20 protein-coding genes and 2 pseudogenes (1 of these 22 only partly in view) are annotated in these 24,232 nt (G+C 59.7%); 14 read left to right on the top strand and 8 right to left on the bottom strand.

Translation table 11 applies throughout. From position 1 onward, the window contains the following. Nucleotides 1–713 carry the 5' portion of a hypothetical protein gene (locus ACEN8Z_RS15055; protein WP_495594695.1) on the bottom strand. It extends 52 nt beyond the left edge of the window, so only the first 713 of its 765 coding nucleotides appear in the window; it begins with the start codon at nucleotides 711–713; its stop codon lies beyond the left edge, outside the window. 3 nt (nucleotides 714–716) lie between these two features. Here ACEN8Z_RS15055 and ACEN8Z_RS15050 point away from each other — a divergent pair, with 3 nt between their 5' ends. Beyond that, nucleotides 717–1,475, top strand: a complete 759-nt coding sequence (locus tag ACEN8Z_RS15050) for a hypothetical protein (RefSeq protein WP_495594694.1) — start codon at nucleotides 717–719, stop codon at nucleotides 1,473–1,475. A gap of 144 nt (nucleotides 1,476–1,619) precedes the next feature. Here ACEN8Z_RS15050 and ACEN8Z_RS15045 read toward each other — a convergent pair whose 3' ends face one another. The 4 genes from ACEN8Z_RS15045 to ACEN8Z_RS15030 all read right to left on the bottom strand — a co-directional run bounded on the left by ACEN8Z_RS15045 (nucleotide 1,620) and on the right by ACEN8Z_RS15030 (nucleotide 5,684). Continuing rightward, the gene (locus ACEN8Z_RS15045) at nucleotides 1,620–2,369 is read right to left on the bottom strand and encodes a transporter family protein (RefSeq protein WP_495594693.1); all 750 of its coding nucleotides are present in this window, start codon (nucleotides 2,367–2,369) and stop codon (nucleotides 1,620–1,622) included. Nucleotides 2,370–2,471: 102 nt separating this feature from the next. Continuing rightward, on the bottom strand, nucleotides 2,472–4,034 hold the full coding sequence (locus ACEN8Z_RS15040; RefSeq protein ID WP_495594692.1) for a DUF5666 domain-containing protein: 1,563 nt from the start codon (nucleotides 4,032–4,034) through the stop codon (nucleotides 2,472–2,474). Next, the gene (locus tag ACEN8Z_RS15035; RefSeq protein WP_495594691.1) at nucleotides 4,031–4,873 is read right to left on the bottom strand and encodes a DUF6502 family protein; all 843 of its coding nucleotides are present in this window, start codon (nucleotides 4,871–4,873) and stop codon (nucleotides 4,031–4,033) included. The genes ACEN8Z_RS15040 and ACEN8Z_RS15035 overlap by 4 nt, the downstream gene beginning before the upstream one ends. Before the next feature lie 130 nt (nucleotides 4,874–5,003). Beyond that, the gene (locus ACEN8Z_RS15030; RefSeq protein ID WP_495594690.1) at nucleotides 5,004–5,684 is read right to left on the bottom strand and encodes a hypothetical protein; all 681 of its coding nucleotides are present in this window, start codon (nucleotides 5,682–5,684) and stop codon (nucleotides 5,004–5,006) included. 402 nt (nucleotides 5,685–6,086) lie between these two features. On the opposite strand from ACEN8Z_RS15030, the pseudogene ACEN8Z_RS15025 reads away from it, so the two are divergent. Next, nucleotides 6,087–6,352, top strand: a pseudogene (locus ACEN8Z_RS15025) (DUF2790 domain-containing protein). 6 nt (nucleotides 6,353–6,358) lie between these two features. Here the strand turns inward: ACEN8Z_RS15025 and ACEN8Z_RS15020 are convergent. Next, entirely contained in the window at nucleotides 6,359–6,931 is a 573-nt protein-coding gene (locus tag ACEN8Z_RS15020; protein ID WP_495594689.1) for a hypothetical protein, read from the bottom strand. Nucleotides 6,932–8,166: 1,235 nt separating this feature from the next. Between ACEN8Z_RS15020 and ACEN8Z_RS15015 the strand changes: the two genes are divergently transcribed. Beyond that, nucleotides 8,167–10,677, top strand: coding sequence for a putative bifunctional diguanylate cyclase/phosphodiesterase (locus ACEN8Z_RS15015; protein WP_495594688.1), 2,511 nt, complete (start codon nucleotides 8,167–8,169; stop codon nucleotides 10,675–10,677). Nucleotides 10,678–10,884: 207 nt separating this feature from the next. Here ACEN8Z_RS15015 and ACEN8Z_RS15010 read toward each other — a convergent pair. Continuing rightward, nucleotides 10,885–10,968: pseudogene (locus ACEN8Z_RS15010) on the bottom strand (isochorismatase family protein); the annotation flags it as partial. 215 nt (nucleotides 10,969–11,183) lie between these two features. On the opposite strand from ACEN8Z_RS15010, the gene ACEN8Z_RS15005 reads away from it, so the two are divergent. From ACEN8Z_RS15005 to ACEN8Z_RS14975, 7 genes are all read left to right on the top strand, one after another. Continuing rightward, nucleotides 11,184–11,636 (top strand): MarR family winged helix-turn-helix transcriptional regulator, encoded by a 453-nt coding sequence (locus ACEN8Z_RS15005; RefSeq protein ID WP_442100517.1) that lies wholly within the window; start codon nucleotides 11,184–11,186, stop codon nucleotides 11,634–11,636. Continuing rightward, on the top strand, nucleotides 11,629–12,846 hold the full coding sequence (locus ACEN8Z_RS15000) for an HlyD family secretion protein (protein WP_495594687.1): 1,218 nt from the start codon (nucleotides 11,629–11,631) through the stop codon (nucleotides 12,844–12,846). The genes ACEN8Z_RS15005 and ACEN8Z_RS15000 overlap by 8 nt, the downstream gene beginning before the upstream one ends. Next, entirely contained in the window at nucleotides 12,839–14,377 is a 1,539-nt protein-coding gene (locus ACEN8Z_RS14995; protein ID WP_007997369.1) for a DHA2 family efflux MFS transporter permease subunit, read from the top strand. Before ACEN8Z_RS15000 ends, ACEN8Z_RS14995 begins: the two co-directional genes overlap by 8 nt. A gap of 153 nt (nucleotides 14,378–14,530) precedes the next feature. Next, nucleotides 14,531–15,808: a tyrosine/phenylalanine carboxypeptidase domain-containing protein gene (locus tag ACEN8Z_RS14990; protein WP_495594686.1), complete on the top strand. Its 1,278-nt coding sequence runs from the start codon at nucleotides 14,531–14,533 to the stop codon at nucleotides 15,806–15,808. Nucleotides 15,809–15,968: 160 nt separating this feature from the next. Further along, nucleotides 15,969–17,489 carry a DUF3300 domain-containing protein gene (locus ACEN8Z_RS14985; protein WP_495594685.1) on the top strand — a complete coding sequence of 507 codons (1,521 nt, stop codon included), beginning with the start codon at nucleotides 15,969–15,971 and terminating at the stop codon, nucleotides 17,487–17,489. Between the two features lie 26 nt (nucleotides 17,490–17,515). Further along, the gene (locus tag ACEN8Z_RS14980; RefSeq protein WP_495594684.1) at nucleotides 17,516–18,421 is read left to right on the top strand and encodes a DUF2950 domain-containing protein; all 906 of its coding nucleotides are present in this window, start codon (nucleotides 17,516–17,518) and stop codon (nucleotides 18,419–18,421) included. Between the two features lie 139 nt (nucleotides 18,422–18,560). Continuing rightward, on the top strand, nucleotides 18,561–18,758 hold the full coding sequence (locus ACEN8Z_RS14975) for a hypothetical protein (RefSeq protein ID WP_495594683.1): 198 nt from the start codon (nucleotides 18,561–18,563) through the stop codon (nucleotides 18,756–18,758). A 64-nt stretch (nucleotides 18,759–18,822) separates the two neighbouring features. On the opposite strand, the gene ACEN8Z_RS14970 is transcribed toward ACEN8Z_RS14975, so the two are convergent. Beyond that, entirely contained in the window at nucleotides 18,823–19,788 is a 966-nt protein-coding gene (locus ACEN8Z_RS14970; protein ID WP_495594682.1) for a LysR family transcriptional regulator, read from the bottom strand. A 295-nt stretch (nucleotides 19,789–20,083) separates the two neighbouring features. Here ACEN8Z_RS14970 and argH point away from each other — a divergent pair, with 295 nt between their 5' ends. From argH to ACEN8Z_RS14950, 4 genes are all read left to right on the top strand, one after another. Continuing rightward, on the top strand, nucleotides 20,084–21,511 hold the full coding sequence (argH, locus tag ACEN8Z_RS14965) for an argininosuccinate lyase (RefSeq protein ID WP_495594681.1): 1,428 nt from the start codon (nucleotides 20,084–20,086) through the stop codon (nucleotides 21,509–21,511). A 140-nt stretch (nucleotides 21,512–21,651) separates the two neighbouring features. Further along, a complete protein-coding gene (locus tag ACEN8Z_RS14960; protein ID WP_008001410.1) occupies nucleotides 21,652–22,530 on the top strand; it encodes an amino acid ABC transporter permease in 879 nt (292 codons plus the stop codon). 10 nt (nucleotides 22,531–22,540) lie between these two features. After that, complete coding sequence (locus ACEN8Z_RS14955; protein ID WP_495594680.1) at nucleotides 22,541–23,305, top strand: amino acid ABC transporter ATP-binding protein; 765 nt, start codon at nucleotides 22,541–22,543, stop codon at nucleotides 23,303–23,305. A gap of 53 nt (nucleotides 23,306–23,358) precedes the next feature. After that, a complete protein-coding gene (locus ACEN8Z_RS14950) occupies nucleotides 23,359–24,183 on the top strand; it encodes an ABC transporter substrate-binding protein (protein WP_495594679.1) in 825 nt (274 codons plus the stop codon). The last annotated feature ends 49 nt before the right edge of the window (nucleotides 24,184–24,232 follow it).

The raw sequence follows: 24,232 nt of genomic DNA, 5'->3' as shown, positions 1-24,232 counted from the left end.
CTGGCTTCATTCGCCTCTACTTTGGCAGCCTCTCTGGCTTCATTCGCTTCTACTTTGGCTGCGTTCCTGGCCGCATTTGCAGCTGCCTTGGCAGCATCTCTGGCTGCATCTGCGTCTGCCTTGGCGACATCCCTGGCTGCATCTGCAGCGGCCCTGGCAGCATCTCTGGCTGCATCTGCGTCGTTTCTGGCAGCGTCCCTGGCTGCATGTGCGGCATCGTTGTCATTGTCATCCGCGTCGTCATTGTCATCCGCGTCGTCGTTGTCTTTCGCCTTGTCGTTGTCTTTCGCCTTGTCGTTGTCCTTCGCCTTGTCGTTGTCTTTCGCGTTGTCGTTGTCTTTCGCCTTGTCGTTGTCTTTCGCCTTGTCGTTGTCTTTCGCCTTGTCGTTGTCCTTCGCCCTGTCGTTGTCCTTCGCCCTGTCGTTGTCCTTCGCCCTGTCGTTGTCCTTCGCCCTGTCGTTATCCTTCGCCCTGTCGTTGTCTTTCGCCCTGTCGTTGTCTTTCGCCTTGTCGTTGTCTTTCGCCCTGTCGTTGTCTTTCGCCCTGTCGTTGTCTTTCGCCTTGTCGTTGTCTTTCGCCCTGTCGTTGTCCTTCGCCTTGTCGTTGTCCTTCGCCCTGTCGTTGTCTTTCGCCTTGTCGTTGTCCTTCGCCTTGTCGTTGTCCTTCGCCCTGTCGTTGTCATGCGCATTGCCCGGGCCTCTGTTCCCGGCCATACCATGGTCATCGTCGTTGTCACGCGCATTGCCCGGGCCTCTGTTCCCGGCCATTCCACCATGGTCATCGTCGTTGTCACGCGCGTTGCCTGGGCCTCTGTTCCCGGCCATACCACCATGGTCAGCGTCGCCGCGACCCGGGCCTCCATGACCGTCAGCACCATGGCCTGCAGCACCATGACCGCCGCCATCTCCATGGCCGCTACCACCGTTACCGCCTCCGCCGTCACCACCGTGACCACCGCCTCCGGAGCCTCCGGAGCCTCCACCGCCACCATGACCGCCACCGCCTCCGGAGCCGCCACCGTTGCCGCCACCGCCTCCGCCGCTGCCGCCACCACCGTGACCACCGCCGCCTCCGCCGTCGCCGCCACCACCGTGACCACCGCCGCCTCCGCCGCCACCGTGGCCGCCTCCGCCTCCACCGCTGCCACCATCTTTGGCATACACGCTGGAGAAACTACCGATGTAATCAGGCACCAGGACAGTCGATGCCGACAGGACCCCGCCAATTGCCAGAGCCAACAAACATTTCTTGAGTACCATGATGCACCTCCGCTTGGAGTTGCGCCGTCATCTCCGTATCGAACGCAATGTCCAGTGAGTTCCCGGCCGCCCACTGGAGCGGCCAGCCAACCGGCACGGCCAAAAATTTGCAGCAATCACGAGCAACTGCGGTATCCGCACGATCCCTCAGAGCCAGCCGGCATCGTTTCGTGGGAAATATTCCCACACCTTTTTAGATTAGCCCTGTCAGCCTGAGTGTCAACGACCGAACATCAGGACCAAACGATTATCCTCACGGGTATGACAACCTCCTGGTCGGCGTCATCGAACAGGGTGTGCAGCAGGCGATGGCCTGGGTGGAGGCGGTGAAACGCATCAGTGCAGGGAAACAGGCGGGTATCAATAGGTGTGGCTGAACACCAGTCCAGCCTCGCCATCCGGGCTGGCGTCGGAGAACCCCTTGACGGCATACAACTGAAACTTCCAGTTCTGATTGAGCTTGTGCGTGAGGAACAGGGTGAGTTCCTTGATCTGGTCGCCCGTGGATACGACCTTCTGCCGCCAGTCGTAGGACACGCCCGCCGTGGTGCGCGCGAACACGGGCATGGCGAAGCCCAGGCCGGCGAATATCGGGTTGTCGAAGTTGGTGCCCGACGGGTCACCGAATTTTTTCCAGCCCAGAGTGGCGAACCCGGTCACAGGGCCGAAGGCCTTGGCGACGTCGACCTGGGCGGAATAATCGGTCTTGCCGGTGCCCAGGCATTTGTCTTCGTCAGCCGTGGGCAACTTGACCTTGCCGATCAGGTCCACGAACAGCCCGCCAACGCTGTCGTCAAGAACGGCATAGTCGGCACCGGCGATGGTGTCGCCCAAACCGCTTTCCACTTTGCCGCAGCCGCCGGGTAACGGCTCGCCGTCAGGGCCGACCGAAGGATTGGTGATACGCAGCCAAGGCACAGTGAGCTTGTAGGTCATGGGGCCGGTCTGGTATTTGCCCACCAGCGGGACGTACCAGGTTTCGGAAGTTGTACCGGTGCCATAGTCGCCCCGAGAGTAGTCGGTTCCGATCGAGGTCGAGAAGGTATCGGCCAGGGCCGGCAAGGCCTGGCTGGCAAGTAAACCGACAAGCAGGATGCGCCTGGGGTTCATGTTCACCTCGTGTGTTCCGTCATCGAAGTTCACACGCATGCTTTGTTGCGTGACATACCCAGCCTAGTTACTTATGACGATAGTGCATCATGCCTGCACTGTTTAACCCGACCTGCCAGAGTGATCGACTTTTTCAACCGGCTCGACTTTCTCGACTTTCTCTACCTTCTCGACTTTCTCTACCTTCTCGACTTTTTCTACCTTCTCGACTTTTTCTGGCCGTTCGACTTTCTCGACTTTCTCTGGGCGTTCGACCTTTTCGGCTTTCTCTACCTTCTCTACCCTCTCGACTTTGTCAGGTTGCTCGACCTTATCGACACGCTCTGACTTGCCGGACCTGTCCACGCTTTCTCTCTGGTCGCCGCTACCATGACCGTCATTGCCCCCGTGGCCAGTATCGTCGCCGATGCGGACTTCGCTGTCGGAGCGGCCACTCCTGTCACTGCCCGAGTTGCCGGAGCTGCCGGAGCTGTTGGAACCGCCCGAGTTGCTCGAGCCACTCGAGTCGTCCTTGTTTTGCTCGCCGGCTCGGGGCCGCCCATGCTGGTTGCTGGCTGGTGAATCGGAGCGCTCGCGGGGTAATTCGATACGCGTGGCCTGCACGTCCCGCGCGCCGGTAAACACGCCGTTGACCCGCACGCGTCGATCCAGCGCCAGCTCCGAAGGCTGCACACCGACAAACACGGTGTCGCGCGCCAGCGTCACATTAAAGCCACCCACCACCAAATGGTGGTCCTGCCGGCCCTGAACCAAGCCCTCGATCACCGCATTGTGTACCCGGCCAATGAAGGGCAGGCTCGGATCCGGGCGGCTTTGGGTCACGTCCAGCTCGCGGCCGGACCACTGTCCGCGCACTAGCACTTCCTGCGCCGGACCTTGGTGATTGCTGAGTTTGAGCCCCTGGAGATAGCCGCTGCGATCCACCGGGCCTATGGCACTGGCCTCCCTGAGGCCGGGCGCCCGGTCGATGCGGCTGGCTACCACGTCGCCACGGGCATCGCGCAGCCCGCTGACCCGCACGGGATCACCCGGGCGCAGACCGGCAGCGACTTGAGCACCGCTGGCCAGGCGCACCGGTTGCCCCATGACACGCATGGGCATGGAGTCTCTGGGCAGGGCTGTCAAGGGGCCTTCGTAGACGTGCAGGATAGAAATGCGCCCGGCCTCCAGACCTCGCTTGGAATTGAACGCTTCCACGGCAACCACTTGGCCGACTGCCAGCTGGGTGCTGGTGGTGGCAATGCCGTTCTCGCTGACAGGAACGTTATTGCTGAAGTGCACTTCCACGCCATTGACGCAGATCGAAGCGAACCCGGTAATGGTGCCGACAATGCCCGTCCCACCGATCCCTCCGTTGTCATCGCTGATGCCTGTGCCACCAACGCCGCCTGCAACGGCACCGGTGCCGCCAATGCCGCCAGGGCGCTTTTTCAGTGGTGCGCCGGTACCGCCCACCCCGCCGTTGTCAGTGCTGATGCCGGTACCGCCCATGCCACCAGGCGCTGCGCCCGTGCCGCCTGTGCCCCCCGGAGCCTGGATGACCGGCACCTCACTGATGCCCGCGTCGTTCTGGCTGACACAGGCCGGGGCGGCTTGCAACACAATCGGAAGCCCGAGGCCCAGAGCGAGGGCGATTGCACGAATCAGGCGCAAATTGACGGTCATGGCTTAGGGGCCGTTGGTGAATCGGGATCGGAAGTTTCAGTGTAGAAGTACAAACCGACCGTGATGCGCTGGCGCGGTTCAAGACTGGGCAGGTCGCGGAATTCCAGCTCGGCGGCGAGTCGGTTGAAGCTCAACAGGGCCTGCATCCCCTCGCTGGCAACGGCCTCGCGTAGCGCCTCGACGCTCATCGGGGCCAGCGCGTCATAGTGGACGCTGCGTTCAAAAAAGGCCGGACCTTCGCTGGTCAGATTGTGTACCGCGGCGCAGGCATGATCGTGCAGGTTATGCCCAAGGTAAGCAGTTTTCTCATCGAAGCCCTTTTGTGGCACGAAGGCCTGAGCTTCGAGATGCACGCGCTCTTGTTCATCAAGGCGGACGACACCCAGGCGCAGCCACTCGTCCAGCACCACCCGCGCCCTGATATCCGTACTGACCTTCGCCACCAGGGCGTCAAAGGAGCGGTCGCCGCCGACACTGGCCAATCGAGGCAGTGGCAATGGCTGGCCGGCGTCGTTGCAAAAGGGCGCGTTGGTCCAGGCGTTGACCAGTTGCGCACCGAACGTGATGTTTTCCGGAAGCGCAGAAGAAGCGGGGTCGCTGGTGTTGCGCAAGCGCCGTACATCCTTGCGGTGCACGCCGGTGAGCAGGCTGATGCGGCTGTCGGTCGGTGCCTTGTCGCCCAGACGGAACTCACGGTCCGCCACTTCGACGAAAACCTCCTTGAGCAAGTCGGCAAACACCAGGTAGGTGACGCCTTTGCGCAGCATCAGGCGTACCAGCGGTCGCATGACATGCCGCAAGGCTTTGAGGAGCGAAGTAGGCAGCGTGGACGATTGCATTCAGCGGATTCCTGGATAGATAACCTCAGTATAGCCACGTGGGAAATAATCCCATAAATGCAAGCGTATTTTTTGCAGTGCCTCATACAAAACCGGTCCCCAGGGTTTTGTATGAGGTCAACAAGCTGCTTCAGATCCGGCTGTTGTCGTCGCCGGTTTCGCCACCGACATGGACGCCATTGTCGTCACCAGGCTCACCGCCGACATGTTCGCCATTGTCGTCACCCGGCTCGCCACCGACGTGGACGCCGTGGTCGTCGCCCGGCTCACCGCCGACATGAACGCCGTGGTCATCACCAGCCTCGCCGCGGGCGTGGTTGCCGTGGTCATCACCAGCCTCACCGCGGGCGTGGTTGCCGTGGTCATCACCAGCCTCACCGCGGGCGTGGTTGCCGTGGTCATCACCCGCTTCTGCATGGGTACCACTGCGACCGGAGTTCGAGCTTCCAGAGCTGGCGTGGCCTGAATTCCCGTTCCCATTCCCATGGTCGCTGCCGCTGTGACCACCGCTGCCACCGCTGCCACCGTTCCCACTGTTGCCGCCATGGCCACTGTTGCCGCCGTTCCCACTGTTACCGCCGTGGCCTCCGCTGCCACCATTCCCGCTATTGCCGCCGTGGCCGCCACCGCTACCGCCACCACCGTTGCCACCACCACCACCACCACCACCACCACCACCACCACCACCATCCTTGGCATAGGCACTCGATTCATGGGAAACGGAATCTGGTACCAAAACGGTGGAAGCAGAAAGGACGCCACCGATTGCCAGCGCCAGCAAACCTTTCTTGAAAAGCAGGTAAGTGTTCATCGTGCATTCTCCTGGTGATTTACCGCGAGCGGTGCCAACACAATCAACGTTGCAATCCGGGAGCGGCATGGGAGGAACCCGTAGGACTTACAGTTTCCTCTGATTCTTTCGCGTGGGATTTTTTCCCACGCAATGTAAGTTAGCCCTTTCTGACTCCGGGTCAACCTGCGCAGGAGAAAGCCGACCGACGGCTTTATGCAAGCAGTCGAGCTATCGGGAACCGCCTATGGGTTATGGAAAAAGGACGGGGGGTCGAGAGGCCTCTATCGCCGGTGATGACCGAGAGGTGACGGCGCTGAGGCAACACGGAAAAGGGGCGTTCGTCCGGGTGGAGCGAACTTCACTCTCCTCCTCGGTCACATGCAGTCCTTGGCAAGCGAACCCCGGCAGAGGAACAGCCGAATGAAATTGGCCTCAGTGGCAAGCGCCGTCATTTCCAGCCTCGCGCCTGGCGTATTCGCCCAGAAAGCCCTGCCAGTACCCGGCGCCAGTGTTCGCGTCGTGGATTACCACTATGGAATGGAGTGACCCTGGACTATGAAGACAGCGAAGGTGAGCCGCACAAGATCCGCTTCCTTGAATGGGGCGGGAGCACCACCAGTGCTGTTCAGTTAAGGTTTCTGCAGGAGCGAGCTCGCTCCTACAGTGGATCATTCTCGCTTAACTGAACAGCATTACCCCGGTACCGAGGATTTTTGCGCATCGACACTGCCCGCCCTACCGGCGACTGCAAGCGCCACGCAACAAGCCAGTAACGAGAATGCGGCGAATGCGCCCATCACATGCAGATAAGGCAACACGTGATTCCAGGCTCGAGCCACCCCCAGGAATGCAGCGAATAGCCAACCACTCATGGAAAGCGCACCCAACAAGGCGAGCCGCGTGCGGCCTGCACTGCGCAGCGCGACGAATGGAGCTTTTTGCAGCAGTGGGAAGCCGACTCGATGCAGTAATGCACCGTTCAGGCTGAGCAGCGCGACGACAGTCACCTTGGCCCAGAGTTTTTGATTGAGCAGATACGCGTCGCCATCAGTGAGGTAACCCTGAAGCACCAGCAACAGTCCGCTAGCCCAAAGGGCCAGCAGTGCGAAGCTGACGATCTTCTGAGTTTCATCAAGGTACTCAAGCCGCGCCTGGTCCAGTATTTCCTTGCGCCAACTCCAAAGCTTGTGATCCGCCTGCAACACCCTCCCCAGGGCAATACACGTAGCAAGCAGATGACCGTATACGAGAAGCATTTTGAGCATTGCCTTGACCTTTTTATTGTTTGGGCGCTGCGTTCCCTGCTTCGCTGGATTGAAAACGAATGATACAAATTAGCAATTGCGTTTTCAAGATAAACGTCCCCTAACACGCACCAGCACTGACCACCATACGACTTTCGTCGCACGTGGAGCCGGTCATTCCGGTGGCGGCAAAAAGCAAAATTGCCATGTGCTCCCTTCTTTCCTGCTTGCGTCGCATTGCTTGCAGAGCCTTGTTCACAGCAGAGCAAGCCTGCAACAGCCTTCCTGCTGGAGCTCATCGCGAAGTTGCAAGAGATCGGCACGGTGCCGATGATCGACATCCGGGCTTACGCCCATTGGCTTGCGGACTAGCGTCAGAGCCCCGACTGCCGCGCCGGTAGTCGAACCGATGACGGAGAAATTGGCATGCCTGCCTGTCATTGGCGTGAGCAACATGAACCATCGGTACTACCGAAGTTGTCTGCAACCGACTCCCTCATTTCGTTGTCGTTGCAAATGCGCTGCGTCAAGGCGCGGACTTGCCGCTTTAAATGAAACGATCAGGCAGTCGTCGCGGAGCGCGGGGGCGTCCGCTTTTTGGAGGCCGGGCGGCCAGCCCGCTGTCAAAAAGTTGGTGCCAGCGAACGACAGCTCATTGCCGAAAGCTGCCGACCATCAAGGGCTGCTACCGACCTGGAGCAGTCAGCGAACAGAATAATTGCAAATTAGTGGCTATGCTTGGTCTGGTGTAGAAACTGATCAGGCAGTCCGGCAGGCTGCGCGGAAATGACCCGTAACGTGCCCTATGTCACCCGACTTTTTTGCGTGAAGCATCCAGTTCAGGGACGCAAATCCGCAACGACACTCGGGTAGACATGGAGCAAACCCTGCACCTGCAGGCGCAGGGTTTGGACTGGATCTGTCGGGATCGCTCAGGATCGAATCGACTTTCGCTACGGTGCGGCTGGGTACTTGCGAGAGTAAAAAATTTCACCATGAAATTAGCATCGCCAAATGCATTGCTTAGTGTCGAATAGTTGGTTGGCGTGACACTTAAGACGTATAGCTTCGGTAGCTGTTGCTTGTCTCGGGAGCTTCGCTCACGAAAACCGGCGTGAATCCAGAACAGAGAAAAAATTTGGCTAATGCTACGTGCGGTGTGTTCTCAGGTTCAGGTGTCGGCACAAAAGGTTAATTGGTTTCCGAATACCGCTTCTATTGGTCAATTTAGAAGGATTATGTTTGGAGATTGTGAAATGGATTTTTTCAGGAGTAAAAGCGCCGCAAAGCAAGCCATACCCACCAGTTCAAATAAGCCGCGCTCGACCAAATGGCACCGCATGTACTTTTTTCTTGCGGGATTCGACGTGCTGGTTGTTGTGCTGAGCGTGCTATTGAATCACCTGATCGTCGATACCTATCACCGCTCCATCAAGGCAAACCAGTCGTGGGTCCAACAGCTGTCGAGCTATTCAACGCTGGGCAGCCTGGCTTCCGCAGTCAATGCGCCGGGCAATAATGTGTTCGATACACATAATGTTGAGGCCGAATCGCGGAACATGAATGAAGCCTTGCGCGCCTTCAACGAGCATTTGGCAATGGCCAAAAAACAGTTGGAAGTACGGATCGCCAATGAGGCTGAACACAGTGCAGATGTACAAGCCTTTACCCTTGCATTGAAGGATGAGGTGGGTGCAGTTGATGGCGCGATGGTCGAAATGGTGAACGAGGCCTTGCTGATCTTTTCCTACTTCAGGGAGGGGCAGTCGGATAATGCCGGCAAACGCATGGCAACGATGGACAGGAAGTTTGCCCTGTTGCTCGCCTCACTCAGTACCGTGCGGGATCGCGTTGGCCTGATTCAAAGCAAGCTCCTGGAGGAGGAGCTTGAGTCGGTCGAAGAACTGCGCCGGGTCGAATACGCGATCATGGTGTTCGTGCTACTGATGGTCAGTGCGGCCGTTATCTACGGGGGCAAGATCAGGCGCGAAATGGAGTCGCAAGCAGCTGAAAGGGAAGGTTATCTGGCAGTGCTGCGCGAAAGCGAGAAGCAGGCCCGCCAGCAAGCATCGCTGCTGGACAAAGCCCAGGACGCCATTGTCGTTCACGGGATGGATAACCGCATCCTGTACTGGAACAAAAGTGCCGAGCGTCTCTACGGCCTGTCAAAGGAAGAGGCACTCGGCAAATCGGCACAGGAGTTGATCTACCAGGGTAGCGCCGCTTTCAATGCGGCCACTAACAGCCTGATAGAAACGGGTGACTGGGCAGACGAAGTTACACTACGACGCCGGGATGGCTGCACCATCACGCTCGAAAGTCATCGAACCCTGGTGCGAGACGATGATGGCCAGCCGCAATCCGTTCTGTCGATCAATACTGACATCACCCACCGTAAGACCGCTGAGCAAGAGGTCCAGCGCTTGGCCTTCTACGATCAATTGACCGGGCTGGCCAACAGGCGGCTCATGTTGGACCGGTTACAGCATCTGCTGGCGGGCAGCTCCCGTAGCCTGCATACGAGCGCGATAATTCTCATTGACCTGGATAACTTCAAGGCACTGAACGACACGCTGGGGCATGACAGAGGCGACATGTTGCTGCAGCAAGTTGCTCTGCGCCTTTGCGGCTGCATACGCGAGAGCGACACCGTGGCTCGCCTGGGCGGAGACGAATTCGTCGTCCTGCTGGATGGCCTTAATGAGAACCCTCCAGAAGCAGCTATCCAGGCCAAGGCTATTGGCGAAAAGATTCTCAACTCGCTGAACATTTCCTACCAGTTGGATGGATATGAGCACCACAGCACCCCCAGCCTCGGCATTGCGCTGTTCCAGGGGCAGCTGAGCACAGTGGACGATATTATGAAGCGCGCTGACCTGGCGATGTATCGCGCCAAGGCGGCGGGCCGCAATACTATGCGCTTCTTCGATCCGGAAATGCAGGCGGTTGCCACGGCACGCGCCAGACTGGAAGTAGACTTGCGCCAAGGCTTGCAGGACAAAGAATTCCTTCTTCATTACCAGCCGCAGGTGAATAGTGAGGGCCGTATCATTGGCGCAGAGGCACTGATGAGATGGCAGAATCCTGAGCGCGGAGTCGTGTTTCCAGGCGAGTTCATTCCATTGGCAGAGGAAACGGGGTTGATTCTGCCGTTAGGCCGTTGGGCGCTGCAGGCAGCCTGCACTCAGCTGGTTGCCTGGGCAAAGCATTCGGAAACCGCCCGACTGGGTATGGCTGTGAATGTCAGCGCCCGCCAGTTTCACCATCCGGACTTCGTCGAGGATGTACTGCAAGTGCTGAGATGCACGGGGGCCGATCCGAAGAAATTGAAACTGGAACTGACCGAAGGCCTGCTGATAGAGGATATGGAAAGTACTGTCGCCAAAATGATCGAGTTGAAAGAGATCGGCATAGGCCTTTCGCTGGATGATTTCGGAACCGGCTACTCGTCACTGTCATACCTGAAGAGCCTTCCGCTGGATCAACTCAAGATCGACCAGTCCTTCATCAGAGATGTGCTGGTTGATTCCAACGACGCCGCCATTGCCTGCGCGATTGTGAGCCTGAGCCAGATATTGGGGCTTTCGGTGATTGCAGAAGGTGTGGAGACAGAAGCTCAGCGCTCCTTTCTGGTCAAGCATGGCTGCCAGACCTACCAGGGTTTCCTGTTTTCCCCGCCACTGCCAGCCGAACAATTTGAGCAGTATGTTCACGAAAGATTAATGGCGAGCACTGATTTCCCACGGATCAAGACTAAATCGCCATAACTTCGCAGGTGCCTGGGAACGTCCGCTTTCGGCTGTGGATTCAACCCAATGCGGACGATGAGAGGTCGACTCAAATGTGGCTCGCACCCGCAACTGCCGGAGGTAGCCTCGAACAGCTAGCAGGAGCGAGCCTTCTTGCCCACCTGAGGATTTGCAGAACCACACATCATGGTTTTGCAAATCGCTCACAGGTGTATTTAGTAGCACTTCAAGTGCCGTCATCAGGACTTGTACCAACTGACCACCTTCGGGCGTAGCCCAGCTTCCTGCGAGCTCCGCGATCAACTGATTATGCCCTCGCCTGATTCCTTGCCCGCTGCGCTGCCGGGCCTGGTCATGGGCGGGGCCATCGGTACGTCGGAGGTGTCGTGGAGCCCGCTCTGAGGCCGGGTTTACCGGCCGTATGTCATCTGGAATTTATTTCGCAAATATAGATAGCAGACTAATTACAAGCTCAACTATGATGAGCTAACTTCTCCGCGGCAGATTTCACCATGACTGACATATTGACCCTTGGTTTTGCCCTGCATGACAGCGCCCGGCTGATGCGCAAGCGGTTCGAGCAACGCGCTCGGCATGTCGGCCTTACTCGTTCGCAGTGGCAAGTGCTGGCCATGTTGTCGACCAATGAGGGCATCCATCAAAAAGGGCTCGCGGATTTACTGGAACTGGAATCGATCACCCTCGTGCGCCTGCTGGACAAAATGGCCGAGCGCGGTTTGGTCGAGCGACGTCGTCATCCCACGGATCGACGCCTGTCCCTGTTGTTTCTGACGGAGCAGGCCCATCCGCTGCTGCAACTGATGCGTGACATGGGCCGAGTGACCCGCCAGGAGGCCACGCGCGGATTCTCTGCCGAGGAGGAACAGCTGCTGCTGGGGCTGATGAAGCGGATGAGGTCGAACCTGATCGAAGCCTGCAGTCTTCCCGTTGAAGAGGAGGAGCATCGTCATGACTGATCAACGCCTGAAGCCCCCCGCCGAACCTGCCGTGATGCCCAAGCCCGCACGGCTTGAAGGACCCTCTCCAGCCGAGGCCCGCAAACCGGAGCTCGGGCACACCGAGGCCGGGCCGGGCAATGCCTCACCGGCCCGCCCGGGACAGCAACTCATGCGCACCACGCTGTTTGCCTTGCTACCCATCGTGCTGGTGGTCGGCGGTTACCTGTATGTCACGGGCGGGCAGATCATTTCCACCGACAATGCCTACATACAAGCCGATCATGTCGGCGTCTCCACCGATGTCTCGGGCCTGGTCGCCTCGGTTGATGTCAAAGACAATCAGCGGGTGGTCAAGGGTCAAGTCCTGTTCACCCTGAAGCCTGAGCCCTTTGAGATCGCGCTGGCCAGTGCCAGGGCGCAACTGAGTAATGTGCGCAATCAGATCCTCAATCTCCAGGCCAATTACAAGCAAGCGCTGGCCGAAATCGATCAGGCGCAAATTGACCTCGCCTACTACCAGGCCAGCTTCCAGCGCCAGCAAACCCTGCTCAGCGTCTCGGCAGTGTCCAGAACCAACTACGACGATGCCAAGCATGCGCTGGACAGTACCCGGCAAAAAATCACCGTGGCCAGGGCCACCGCACAAATGGTACTGGCGCAATTGGGCGGGCATATCGAAACACCCGTCGAACAACAGTCCACGTATCTGATCGCCCGGGCCGCTGTCGACGAAGCGCAGCGCAACCTGGACAACTCGGTGGTCAGGGCTTCGTTTGACGGTGTCGTGACCAACGTTGATTCGCTGCAAGTCGGCTCCTACCTGCAACCACCCCAATCGGGCATCAGCCTTGTGTCAGCCGACCACCTGTGGGTCGCTGCGTCCCCCAAGGAAACCGAACTGACCCATATGAAACCCGGTCAACCCGTCGATATCAGTGTCGACAGCTACCCCGGCGTGCAATGGCACGGCACCGTCGAAAGCATCAGCCCGGCGTCGGGTTCAAGCTTCTCGTTGCTGCCCGCGCAAAACACCACCGGCAACTGGGTCAAGGTCGTGCAACGGATTCCCGTGCGCATCAGCATCGATGATGCCGGGGATAAACCGCCGCTGCGCACCGGCATGAGTGTGCAGGCCGAGATCGATACAGGCTCGGCACGTGGCTTGCCGCACCTGTTCTCGGGGCTGCTGGCGAGCAAGGTCCCTGCCCCGGCTCTGGCCCATGAATAACCCGGCACCGACCGAAGCGGTGGCCCATCGCGGGATGATCACCGCTTGCGTCGTGCTGGCGGTGATCATGCAAGCGCTCGACACCACCATCGCCAATGTCGCCCTGCCCTACATGCAAGGCAGCATCTCGGCCAGTTCGGACCAGATCAACTGGGTGCTGACGTCATACATCGTCGCCGCGGCAATCATGACGCCGCCGTCTGCCTTCCTGGCCAGGCGCTTCGGGCGCAAACGCGTGCTGCTGTGGGCGATTGTCGGCTTTGTGGTCTCGTCGATCCTTTGCGGCCTGGCGCAATCGCTGGAAGAAATCATCCTCGCCCGCCTGCTGCAGGGCCTGGCGGGCGCGGCGCTGGTGCCCCTTTCCCAGGGCATTCTGCTGGACATCTACAGCCTCAAGGAACGCGGTTCAGCCATGGCGCTGTTCGGCGTGTCGGTCATGGTCGGCCCGGTGCTGGGGCCGATGCTCGGCGGCTGGCTGACCGAGAGTTTCAGCTGGCGCTGGGTGTTCTTCATCAATTTGCCCATTGGTTTGCTGGCGCTGGCCGGGATCGTCTATTACGTCAGTGAAACGACCACCGACACCTCGACCCGCCTGGACTGGCTCGGCTTCGGTTCGCTGAGCGTGGCGATCATGGCCCTGCAACTGTTTCTGGACCGGGGCGAGCAACTGGGCTGGTTCGCCTCCGGGGAAATCCTGGTCGAAGCGGTGGTGGCCGCTGTCGCCCTGTATGTGTTCCTGGTCCACACCTTCACCACCGACACGCCCTTTATCAGCCCGAAGCTGTTCAAGGACCGCAACTTTTCGATCAGCGTCATCTTTATTTTCATCGTCGGCATTACCTACCTGGCCTCACTGGCGCTGATGACCCCCTATCTGCAAACCCTGATGGGCTATCCGGTGCTGACCGCCGGCATGGTGATGGGCCCGCGTGGTCTGGGCACGATGTTGACCATGTTCCTCGCCGGCCGACTGTTGGGCAAAGTCGATACCCGCCTGTTACTGCTGACGGGCCTGGGGTTGTCGGCGCTGTCGATGGGGCTGATGACCGGCTGGACGCCGGATGTGTCGATGCAGACCGTCATCTGGGTCGGCTTCATCCAGGGCACCAGCCTGGGCATGCTGTTTGTGCCACTGACCACGGTTGCCTTCGCGACACTGCCCGCCTCCTTGCGCGCCGAAGGCACCGGGCTTTACAGCCTGTCGCGAAATGTCGGCTCCAGTGTCGGGATCTCCATCGTGACAGTGCTGCTGACCCAGAACATCCAGGCCAACCACGAGCAGATCGGTGCCTACGTCACGCCCTTCAACCGGGCCTTCGACGCAGGGTCGATCAAGAGTTACCTGGACCCGATGGCCGCGTCCGGGCGCGCCACCCTGGATGCATTGGTCACTGTGCAAGCCAGCTGGATCGCTTACGTGGACGACTTCAAGCTGCTGATGCTGTTGTCACTGGCCGTCATGCCATTGTTGCTGATTATCAAAACCCCAAAAACCCAGGTAAATGAAGAGCCGGCACCGGTCGTCGAGTAATCACAACCGCGTACCTGGCCTCTCAAGCGCAGGAACCGGGACCCGCCCGTTTTTTTGGCGAAACCTTTGCCCACGCGGCCCGCCAGCTCAACACGTAACCGCACGCGACGACTAAGCTTTTGTAACGTCACCTCGTCCCTCAAGGAGATATCCATGAGTGCCGCCCTCTTGTCCGAACTCGATGCCGCCCTGCCCGACCTGACCCGCAAGATCCGCGTGCTGGATGCCCTGTCCTGGCCCGATGGCGTCGAGGAAGACTTCCTGGCGAAATGGCGCGGCGGGCGAGCCGAGTTACCCAAGGTCGAGTTGCAGCCCCGCGACCACAGCGCCGACATCGCCGCCCTGGAAACCTTTATCAGCCGTTGCGATGTGGGGCATCCAGCCGGGAATTTCCTCGCCATGACCGCCCGTAGCTATGCCACGGCCGGACACATGCTGGGGGCCATTGGTACTCCCGCCTTTACCCAATACTCGTCAGCGCTGTACCGGCGTCCGGATTTCTACTACACGCGCTTGCAACTGAGCATGCTCGATGCCGCCCGTTTTTTCCTCAAGACCACAGACGCCCTGCTCGGGGGTGCGCGGATTCCACCCTGCCCGGCCGAGATCCCGGCCAAGGCATTCGCCGCCTGGATTCAACCGGAACTGGACCGTTTCTTCGGCGTCGGACAGATCACGGTCGTGCTCGATCCGAACCTGGCCGCCAAGGCCATCGCCGGATCGAGCCGCATTCGCCTGCGGGCCAGCGCGCTGTTCTCCGAGCTGGACAAGCACCAGCTGCTGCAACACGAGGCCTTCGTGCATATCGCCACGGCACAAAACGGTGCGCGGCAGCCCAACCTCATAAGCCTCGGCCTGGGAGCGCCCCGCACAACCCAGACCCAAGAGGGCATTGCCACCCTGGCCGAACTGTTCACCGGCAGCATGGACATCAACCGCCTGCGTCGCCTGGCCCTGCGCGTGCTCGCCGTCCAGCAGGCGCTGGAGGGTGCCGACTTCATCCAGGTGTTCGAAGGTTTCATGGCGGCCGGGCAGTCGCAAGAGGAGTCCTTCCGCTCGACCCAACGGGTGTTCCGCGGCGCCGACCTGCGGGGCGGTTCGGCATTCACCAAGGATGCCGCTTACCTGACCGGGTTGCTCGGTGTCCACACCCTGCTGCGCATTGCAATCCGCGATAACCGGCCGGAACTGGTGGGGCATTTGTTTGCCGGGCGCCTCAGCCTGGCTGACACCGTGCGCCTGGCGCCACTGTTCGAATCCGGCTGGCTCAAGGGACCGACCTATCTTCCGGCCTGGGCCAGCGACCTGCGCCTGCTGGCGGCCAACCTGGCCTTCTCTGCGTTCATCGCCCAGATCAAACTGGACGTGCTGGACCTGAAGGTGTTCATGGCATTTGCCGAGGAACACGAAAGCGATGCCAGCGCCCAGTGATCAGGGTGACACCGAATTAAAGACAACCTGGGACCTTCGAATGAGCTGCTACGCTTATGAAGCGAAATAGAAGCTGCGCTCTGTGGCTTGCAAAGTCAGCTTTCACCTCTGCGGCATTGACTCACTCATTTCAAGCCTGCCTGACTACATAGGGGGTGCAATGCGCATTCCATTTTTTTACGCGTTGTCAGCCGTACTGTTCTTGAGTGGATCTTCCTGCCTGGCACTGGCTGCGGATGCGACCGCCGCACCGGCACCCGCTGCCGATACAGCGCCTGTCACCGCGCCTGCCAAAGATCCCGTGTTTACCCAGGAGCAGCTGGCTCAAATGCTGGCGCCCATTGCGCTGTACCCGGACCCACTGCTGGCACAGGTACTGATGGCCACCACCTACCCGGGGGAAGTCGGCGAGGCGGTCACCTGGTCCAAAGCGCACCCGGACGCCAAGGGCGACGATGCGGTCAAACAGGTGGCGAACCAGCCCTGGGATCCGAGCGTGCAGGCACTGGTCGCCTTCCCGCAGGTCCTGGCAACGCTGGGACAGGATCCCGTCTGGGTACAACGCCTGGGTGATGCCTTCCTGGCGCAACCCGACGATGTCATGCAGGGTGTGCAACGCTTGCGTCATCAGGCGCAGGCCGCCGGCAACCTGCAGAGCAACCAGTATCAGAACGTAACGATCCAGAATGTCGCGGCGCCGGCCCCCGCGACCACAACGTCGGCACCGGCTCCAGCCGCTGAACCGGCCCCGGCCAGCAACTCCACCATCATCATTCAGCCTGCCGATCCGCAGGTGGTGTACGTACCCACCTATAACCCGACAACCACCTACGGCACATGGGCCTATCCGGCGTCGCCGCCCGTGTACTATCCACCGCCACCGGCCTATTACCCTGGTCAAGCCCTGATGGCCGGACTCGCGTTTGGTGCCGGTGTGGCGATCATTGGATCGTTGTGGGGTGAATGTGACTGGGGTAATAACGACGTCGACATCGACGTCAATCGCTACAACAACATCAACGGCAACAACCGGATCACCAACAACAAATGGCAGCACAACCCGGTGCACCGCAATGGCGTGCCCTATCGAGACAGCGCGAGCCGCGCACAGTACGGTCGGCAACTGAACGGCGCCAATCAGCGTGAAGCCTATCGCGGGGACAATGCCCAGCGCGCCCAGGCGCGTGAAAATGCCCGCACCTCAATGGACAGGCACGGTATCGAACGACCTGCCACCAGCAACCGAGAAGCCCGTGATCAAACGCGCAAACTGCAGTCCGGAACCGCGGGCGACAATCGGTTACAGGCGGGTGCAGACAGGCCGAAGGCGGCTGACAGAGGACAGGGCACGGCCAGAAACACCCGGGAGAATCAGCAACCCCGCAAACAAGCCTCTCAAGTCAATCAGCAACCCAGAAACCAGAGCGCTCAGTTGAATCAGCGCAGAGAGGGCCAGGCGCAGACGCGTCAAACGGCGAACCAACGGCCGGCCGCCAGTACCGGCAGTGCCCGCAACAACGCCTTCGCCGGCGCACGCTCACCGTCCCAGGCTAACATCCAGGCCAATCGTGGCCGGGCCAGCCAGGCATCCGCCCAACGCCCAAGTGCCGCACGATCTGCCGGTCACCAGGTCAGTCGGCCATCCAGTCCACCAGCGCGTCAAAGGGGGGGCCGTCGTTGAAAAACCATCCTCGAGTGAAACGACTCATGGGCCTGCTCCCTCATGTCCTTGCGATAGCTGCCGGCCTGGCGTGGTCGTGCCTGGCGACGGCACAACAGGCCTTTCCAACGCCAGAAAAGGCCGCTGAAGCGTTCGTCGAAGCACTGGGTACGGAACACGCCGACCAGGCACACCTGACGAAGCTGCTGGGCAGTGACTGGCACAGTTACATCCCCCGTGAAGGCGTGCAGCGCGAAGATGTGGATGCGTTTTTGCAGCAATACCGCGAGCAACACCACATTGAAAACCCCAGCGAGCGCAAGGCAATCCTGGCGGTCGGCAGCAAGAACTGGACACTGCCCATCCCTATGACAAAAGACGCGAACGGTTGGCGCTTCGACTTGAAGGCCGGCAGTGCCGAGATCCGTGCCCGTCAAATCGGTCGCAATGAACTCGCCGCGGTGCAATCGGTGCTGGCCTATCACGATGCGCAGATGGACTATGCGTCAGTCGATCGTGACGGTGACGGCGCACTCGAGTATGCGCAGAAGATCTTCAGCACTCCCGGCAAACACGACGGACTCTATTGGGCAGAAGACGACAGCGGCCAGATCAGCCCGTTGGGGCCTTCGTTCGGCAAAGCCATTGCCGACGAAGAGTGGCACGGTTACCGCTTCCGCATCCTTGATGGCCAGGGCCCTTCGGCACCGGGTGGCGCCTACAGCTACCTCATCGGTGACAAGATGAGCCGGGGCTTTGCCCTGATCGCCTGGCCGGCGAAATACGACGAAACCGGGGTGATGAGTTTCATGATCAGTCATGAAGGACAGGTGTTCGAGAAAGACCTGGGGCCAGGTGGTGAAAAACTGGCGAAATCGATGAAGCGCTTCGATCCGGATGACAGCTGGAAGGAGGTGCCTGAAGATCAGGCCCCATTTGTCACGATGCATTGACACGTTGTCACGATGACCTGACATGAGAACGCTTTAGCGCATCAATCAGTGCAAAAAAACCACCCAAACCAACGTGCCAAGGTGGTTTTTTCGCATAAAGGTTTTGAGCGTAACCGTCGATCGGGAGCGCATCTGCTGGATGGCTGTGCCTCTCGGTGACTTGGCCAAGACTGTTACGGCCTGGTATTGGATAAACAACACATCAGAAAACGGCCAGCAGTTGCTGGCGATAATTTATCGCGATCTTCACGGCCCGGCATTGGGAACTCTACAAGCAGTATTGAGCGGACGTTTCAATAAAAACGATTTCGTGTTGCTGCAAGTGCTGAAGCCTTAAGCCTGGCCCCATCATCCCCATTGGCCGCCAGTGTTCGTTAGTTAATGTTCAACGCGGTGAACAATCAAACCGAGGCTTTTAAATCCACGCCCAGTGCCTGGGCAAATGCCTTCACCAAGGGGCTGCGCACAGTGTTATGGCGCAGAATCAGACTGAACGGCGTGACGATGTTGATCAGGTCCGGGCGCACCGCGCGAAACTCTCCTCGCGCCACCATCGGCGCGGCGTAATGCTGGGGCAGGAACCCCAGGAAACGACCAGTCTTGATCAGCAGCGCAACGGCCTCCACCTGGGTTGCCGAGGCGGAAAAGCTGTCGTAGTGGGCAAATTTCAGTTTGTCGCGATGAATCGCGTAGCGATGGTTGATGCACTCGTAATCCTTGAGCACATTACCCCCCATGTCCGCGTCCGCCATGGAGAACAGCGGGTGGCCGAGCGCGCAATAAATCTCCGAGCGTTCTTCGTATAGCTCGTAGTAATCGAACTCTTCGCGCTTTTGATAAACCGGCACAATTCCCGCCACCAACCGCCCCTCGACGACACCTCTTTCAACCTCATCAAGCTGCGTGGCCTGAAGTTGAAATCTAACCTTGGGAGATTGTTCGTTAATACGTTTAAGCGCGGCAACTAACGGCGAATTGGCGTCAGAGATTGTGTTATCAATAATCCCCACACCAAGATCACCGACAAGTTCGTTTTGCGCTGAACTAAGGCGATCGCGAAAGTTGTCGACCGAGGCAAATAAGTCTATCGACGCCTGATACACCAGACGCCCTTCTTCCGTCAGGTGAAAGCCCTCTCTCCCCCGCGTGCAAAGGCGCATGCCGATTCGGATTTCCAGGTCGGAAATCTGTTTGCTGATGGCTGCCAGCCCCACATTCAGCTCATTTTGCGCGGCACTGAAGCCACCTGCCTCGACCACGGCCTTGAATACTTTGAGCAGTTTGAAGTCCAGCCCACTGAGGGCTAACGGTGCCCGTTGCAGCGTTTTCGGCGGCGGGTTTCCGGAACTGGAAAGTGGGGTTTCCATAATGCTTATTTACCTCTGGCGCCCTATTCAACAATCTGTGCCCAACAACAAAAACATAGCTGGCCTAATAATAATGAACACAGAAAACCAGGCTTGGCAACCGCCAATAAATCCCGAACATCAGTGCCAAATCACTGATCTCAAAACATTAAAAGCTGACACTTCGATCAGCTCTCGCTCCTTTGCAACTGCCCTCTTGAAAACTGCTCTGGCCTGATTTCGTTCGCTGACTTTGTAGCGACGTTGCGGCCCGGCATACCCATTTCAGTTCGCGTTACCGACGAGGAAAACAACAATGTCTCAAACCACCGACCGTCTCTGGGGTGCTCGCTTCAAAAGCGGCCCTTCCGAAGCCTTGGCGGCCCTGTCCCGTTGCCCTGAGCGCTACTTCCGGCTCACCCCGTACGACCTCGCCGGCTCCAAGGCCCATGCCCGGGAACTGCAGCGCGCCGGACTGCTGAGCGAGCAAGAAACCCGGACCATGCTCGACGCCCTGGAACGTATCGGTGCGGACTACCGCGCCGGCAGCATCGCCCCGACCCTGGACGACGAAGACGTCCACACCTTCATCGAGCGTCTGCTGACCGAACGCCTTGGCACCCTCGGTGGCAAGCTGCGCGCCGGTCGTTCGCGCAACGACCAGACGGCCAACGACCTGCGGCTGTTCCTGCGTGACCACGTGCGCACCCTGGCCGTTGAAGTGCTCGGCTTGCAGCAGGCGCTGGTGGACCAGGCCGAGCATCACATCGAGAGCATCTGCCCCGGCTTCACCCACCTGCAGCAGGCACAACCGATCGTGTTTGCTCATCACCTGCTGGCCCACGCTCAGTCGATGCTGCGCGACGTGCAGCGCCTGGTGGACTGGGACGCGCGTACTTCGCTGTCGCCACTCGGTGCGGCGGCCATGGCTGGCTCGGCTATCGCTCGTTTACCTCAGCAATCGGCAAAAGAAATGGGCTACAGCGGTGTTTGCGAAAACTCCATCGACGCCGTGGCCAGCCGCGATCACGTCGCCGAGTTCCTGTTCATCGCCAGCATGCTCGGCATCAACATCTCGCGCCTCGCCGAAGAGTTTTGCCTGTGGTCGTCGCGGCAATTCCGCTGGGTCGTGCTGGACGATGCCTACGCCACCGGCAGTTCGATCATGCCGCAGAAAAAGAATCCGGACATCGCCGAACTGGCGCGGGGCAAGGCAGGTCGCCTGATCGGCAACCTGACCGGTCTGTTGTCCACCCTCAAATCCCTGCCGCTGTCCTACAACCGCGACTTGAGCGAAGACAAGAACGGCGTGCTCGACAGCGTCGACACCCTGCTGCTGGTGCTGCCGGCCATGGCCGGAATGGTTGCGACCATGAAGGTCAACGTCGAAGAGCTGCGTCGCCAGGCACCGCTGGGCTTCACCCTCGCCACCGAAGTCGCCGACTGGCTGGCGGTGCGCGGCGTGCCGTTCAAGGAAGCCCACGAAATCACCGGTGCGTTGGTCCAGGCTTGCGAGAAACACGACATCGAATTGTGGGAAGCCTCCCCGGCACTGCTGGCGGAAATCGACCCGCGCCTCACACCGGAAGTACGCGAAAGCCTGACCCTCGAAGCCGCCATCGCCGCCCGTAGCGGCTGGGGCGGGACCGCGCCACAACAGGTGCGTGAACAGATCGGCCGCCTGAAAACCGCCCTCGCCGCCCAGCAGCAATGGACCGAGGACTATCAGGGCTTCCGCCTCTGACCCACAACGCAAAACCTTGTAGGAGCGAGCCTGCTCGCGATGGAGGCACAGACACCGCGGGGTGTCAGGCAACCAGCGTCATCGTTGACGACCATCGCGAGCAAGCTCGCTCCTACAGATAACGTGTACGGAGAACCAACATGAGCCAGACACAGGCAGAACGACTCCAGGCGGAGCGCAAACTGGCGGAAAGCCAGTTCGACATCACCCAATACGATCATGTGCCCCGGCGTTACTACGGGCGGATTTTCTTCGCCACGGTGATCGTCGTAGCCATCATCGGCCTGGTACGCGCCTTCGCCGAAGGCAAGATCGAATGGTCGTACATCGGCCAGTTCCTCACCTCCCAGGCGATCATGTGGGGCTTGCTCAACACCATCGTCATGGCGGTGCTGGCGATGGCGCTGGGCATTGTGTTCGGCGTGATCACTGCGATCATGCGCATGTCGGCCAACCCGATCCTGCGCTATGTGGCGCTGACCTACACCTGGCTGTTTCGCGGTACGCCGCTGATTCTGCAACTGCTGTTGTGGTTCAACCTGGCGCTGATCTTCCCCACCATCGGCATCCCCGGCCTGTTCGAAATGGACACCGTGAGCCTGATGACCCCGTTCGTGGCCGCCCTGCTTGGCTTGAGCATCAACCAGGGTGCCTACACCGCCGAAGTGGTGCGTGCCGGCCTGCTCTCGGTGGACACCGGGCAGTATGAAGCCGCCAAGTCGATCGGCATGCCGCGCCTGCAAGCGCTGCGCCGAATCATCCTGCCGCAGGCCATGCGCATCATCATTCCACCAGTGGGCAACGAGTTCATCGGCATGGTGAAAATGACCTCGCTGGCGAGCGTCATCCAGTACTCGGAACTGCTCTACAACGCGCAGAACATCTACTACGCCAACGCCCGCGTGATGGAGCTGCTGATCGTCGCCGGTATCTGGTACCTGGCCACCGTCACGGTCCTGTCCTTTGGTCAAAGCCGCCTGGAGCGTCGTTTCGCCCGCGGCGCCGGCAAGCGTTCCTGAGGAGCCGCACATGAGAAGCATCGTCAAGGCCGTGAGCCTGAACAAGTATTACGACCAATTCCACGCACTCAAGGACATCAACATCGAAGTCGAGCAAGGCGAAGTGCTGTGCATCATCGGCCCGTCCGGCTCCGGCAAAAGTACCTTGCTGCGCTGCGTCAACCAGCTGGAAAAGATCGACAAGGGCGGCCTGTGGGTCGACGGCGAGCTGGTGGGCTACCGGATCGTCGGCAACAAACTGCACGAGCTCAACGAGACACAGATCGCCCGCCAGCGCCTGTCCACCGGCATGGTGTTCCAGCGTTTCAACCTGTTCCCGCACATGACCGTGCTGCAAAACATCGTTGAAGGGCCGTGCCAGGTGCTCAAGCGTTCGCCCAAAGAGGCGAATGAAGAAGCCCTGGAATTGCTCGCCCGCGTCGGCCTGGCCGACAAACGCAACAGCTACCCGATCGAACTGTCGGGTGGTCAGCAACAACGCGTCGCCATTGCTCGTGCATTGGCCATGCGCCCCAAGCTGATGCTGTTCGATGAACCCACTTCGGCACTCGACCCGGAACTGGTCGGTGAGGTGCTGTCGGTGATGCGCGATCTGGCGCAGACCGGCATGACCATGATCGTCGTCACCCATGAACTGGGCTTCGCTCGCGAGGTTTCCAACCGCATGGTGTTCATGGACGGCGGGCAGATCGTGGAGGCTGGAAGCCCCGAAGAAATACTAATAAGTCCGCAAAACCCTCGCACCCAAAGCTTCATTTCTGCCGTTCGAACCTAAGGGCCTGGCTTGCAAATCAAGAGCTGCCTCACAACACTCATAAGAGAACGACCATGAAGAAACTCGTTATCCCAGCAATACTCGCCGGCGTTATGGCATCCGGCTTCACCTTCGCTGCCGAATTGCCGGCCAGCATCAAGGCCAAGGGCGAGATCGTCGTAGCGATCATGCCGAACTACCCGCCGATGGATTTCAAGGACCCGGCCACCAATACCCTCACCGGTCTGGACTATGACCTGGGCAATGCCCTGGCCGAACGTCTGGGCGTGAAGATCAAATGGCAGGAAACCGGTTTCGAGCAAATGATCAACGCCCTGACCACCGACCGCGTGGACATGGTGCTGTCGGGCATGACCGACACCGCCGAACGTCAGGCCAGCGTGACCTTCGTCGACTACTTCACCAGCGGTCCGCAGTTCTACACCCTGCAGAAAAACAAGGACACCCACGAGATCGTCGACCTGTGCGGCAAGAAGGTCGGCACCAGCCGCCGTACCACCTTCCCGGCGGAAATCGCCGAGTGGAGCAAGGTCAACTGTGAAGCCGCCGGCAAGCCTGCGATCAATGTGATCGGCACCGAAGGCTCGGCCGATGCCCGTGCGCAACTGCGCCAGAGCCGCATCGACGCGGCCATGCAGGGCAGCGAAACCCTGCCCTACCTCAAGACCCAGGAAAAGGATATGTACAAAACCGTGGGCCTGCCGATCTCCGAGCAGTACACCGGGATGGGCGTGAGCAAGAAAAAACCTGAGCTCAGTGAAGCGGTGAAGGTTGCGCTGCAGAGCATGATCGACGACGGCAGTTACCAGGCGATCCTGAAGAAGTGGGATCTGGAACTGGGTGCGATCAAGACGGTGACCGTCAACGCCGGGAAGTAAGTTCGCAAGGATAAATGCAATACCTGTGGGAGCGGGCTTGCCCGCGAAG

It is taken from the genome of Pseudomonas sp. Pseusp10 (genome assembly GCF_059492225.1).
The sequence above is the reverse complement of the archived record's forward strand: the minus strand, read 5'-3'. Positions and strand labels throughout refer to the sequence as shown.

Coding starts and splice junctions, on each gene's coding strand:
- ACEN8Z_RS15050 (WP_495594694.1), top strand. CDS start 717: ATGGTCATCGTCGTTGTCACGCGCATTGCCCGGGCCTCTGTTCCCGGC.
- ACEN8Z_RS15045 (WP_495594693.1), bottom strand. CDS start 2,369: ATGAACCCCAGGCGCATCCTGCTTGTCGGTTTACTTGCCAGCCAGGCC.
- ACEN8Z_RS15040 (WP_495594692.1), bottom strand. CDS start 4,034: ATGACCGTCAATTTGCGCCTGATTCGTGCAATCGCCCTCGCTCTGGGC.
- ACEN8Z_RS15035 (WP_495594691.1), bottom strand. CDS start 4,873: ATGCAATCGTCCACGCTGCCTACTTCGCTCCTCAAAGCCTTGCGGCAT.
- ACEN8Z_RS15030 (WP_495594690.1), bottom strand. CDS start 5,684: ATGAACACTTACCTGCTTTTCAAGAAAGGTTTGCTGGCGCTGGCAATC.
- ACEN8Z_RS15020 (WP_495594689.1), bottom strand. CDS start 6,931: ATGCTCAAAATGCTTCTCGTATACGGTCATCTGCTTGCTACGTGTATT.
- ACEN8Z_RS15015 (WP_495594688.1), top strand. CDS start 8,167: ATGGATTTTTTCAGGAGTAAAAGCGCCGCAAAGCAAGCCATACCCACC.
- ACEN8Z_RS15000 (WP_495594687.1), top strand. CDS start 11,629: ATGACTGATCAACGCCTGAAGCCCCCCGCCGAACCTGCCGTGATGCCC.
- ACEN8Z_RS14995 (WP_007997369.1), top strand. CDS start 12,839: ATGAATAACCCGGCACCGACCGAAGCGGTGGCCCATCGCGGGATGATC.
- ACEN8Z_RS14990 (WP_495594686.1), top strand. CDS start 14,531: ATGAGTGCCGCCCTCTTGTCCGAACTCGATGCCGCCCTGCCCGACCTG.
- ACEN8Z_RS14985 (WP_495594685.1), top strand. CDS start 15,969: ATGCGCATTCCATTTTTTTACGCGTTGTCAGCCGTACTGTTCTTGAGT.
- ACEN8Z_RS14980 (WP_495594684.1), top strand. CDS start 17,516: ATGGGCCTGCTCCCTCATGTCCTTGCGATAGCTGCCGGCCTGGCGTGG.
- ACEN8Z_RS14975 (WP_495594683.1), top strand. CDS start 18,561: ATGGCTGTGCCTCTCGGTGACTTGGCCAAGACTGTTACGGCCTGGTAT.
- ACEN8Z_RS14970 (WP_495594682.1), bottom strand. CDS start 19,788: ATGGAAACCCCACTTTCCAGTTCCGGAAACCCGCCGCCGAAAACGCTG.
- argH (WP_495594681.1), top strand. CDS start 20,084: ATGTCTCAAACCACCGACCGTCTCTGGGGTGCTCGCTTCAAAAGCGGC.
- ACEN8Z_RS14960 (WP_008001410.1), top strand. CDS start 21,652: ATGAGCCAGACACAGGCAGAACGACTCCAGGCGGAGCGCAAACTGGCG.
- ACEN8Z_RS14955 (WP_495594680.1), top strand. CDS start 22,541: ATGAGAAGCATCGTCAAGGCCGTGAGCCTGAACAAGTATTACGACCAA.
- ACEN8Z_RS14950 (WP_495594679.1), top strand. CDS start 23,359: ATGAAGAAACTCGTTATCCCAGCAATACTCGCCGGCGTTATGGCATCC.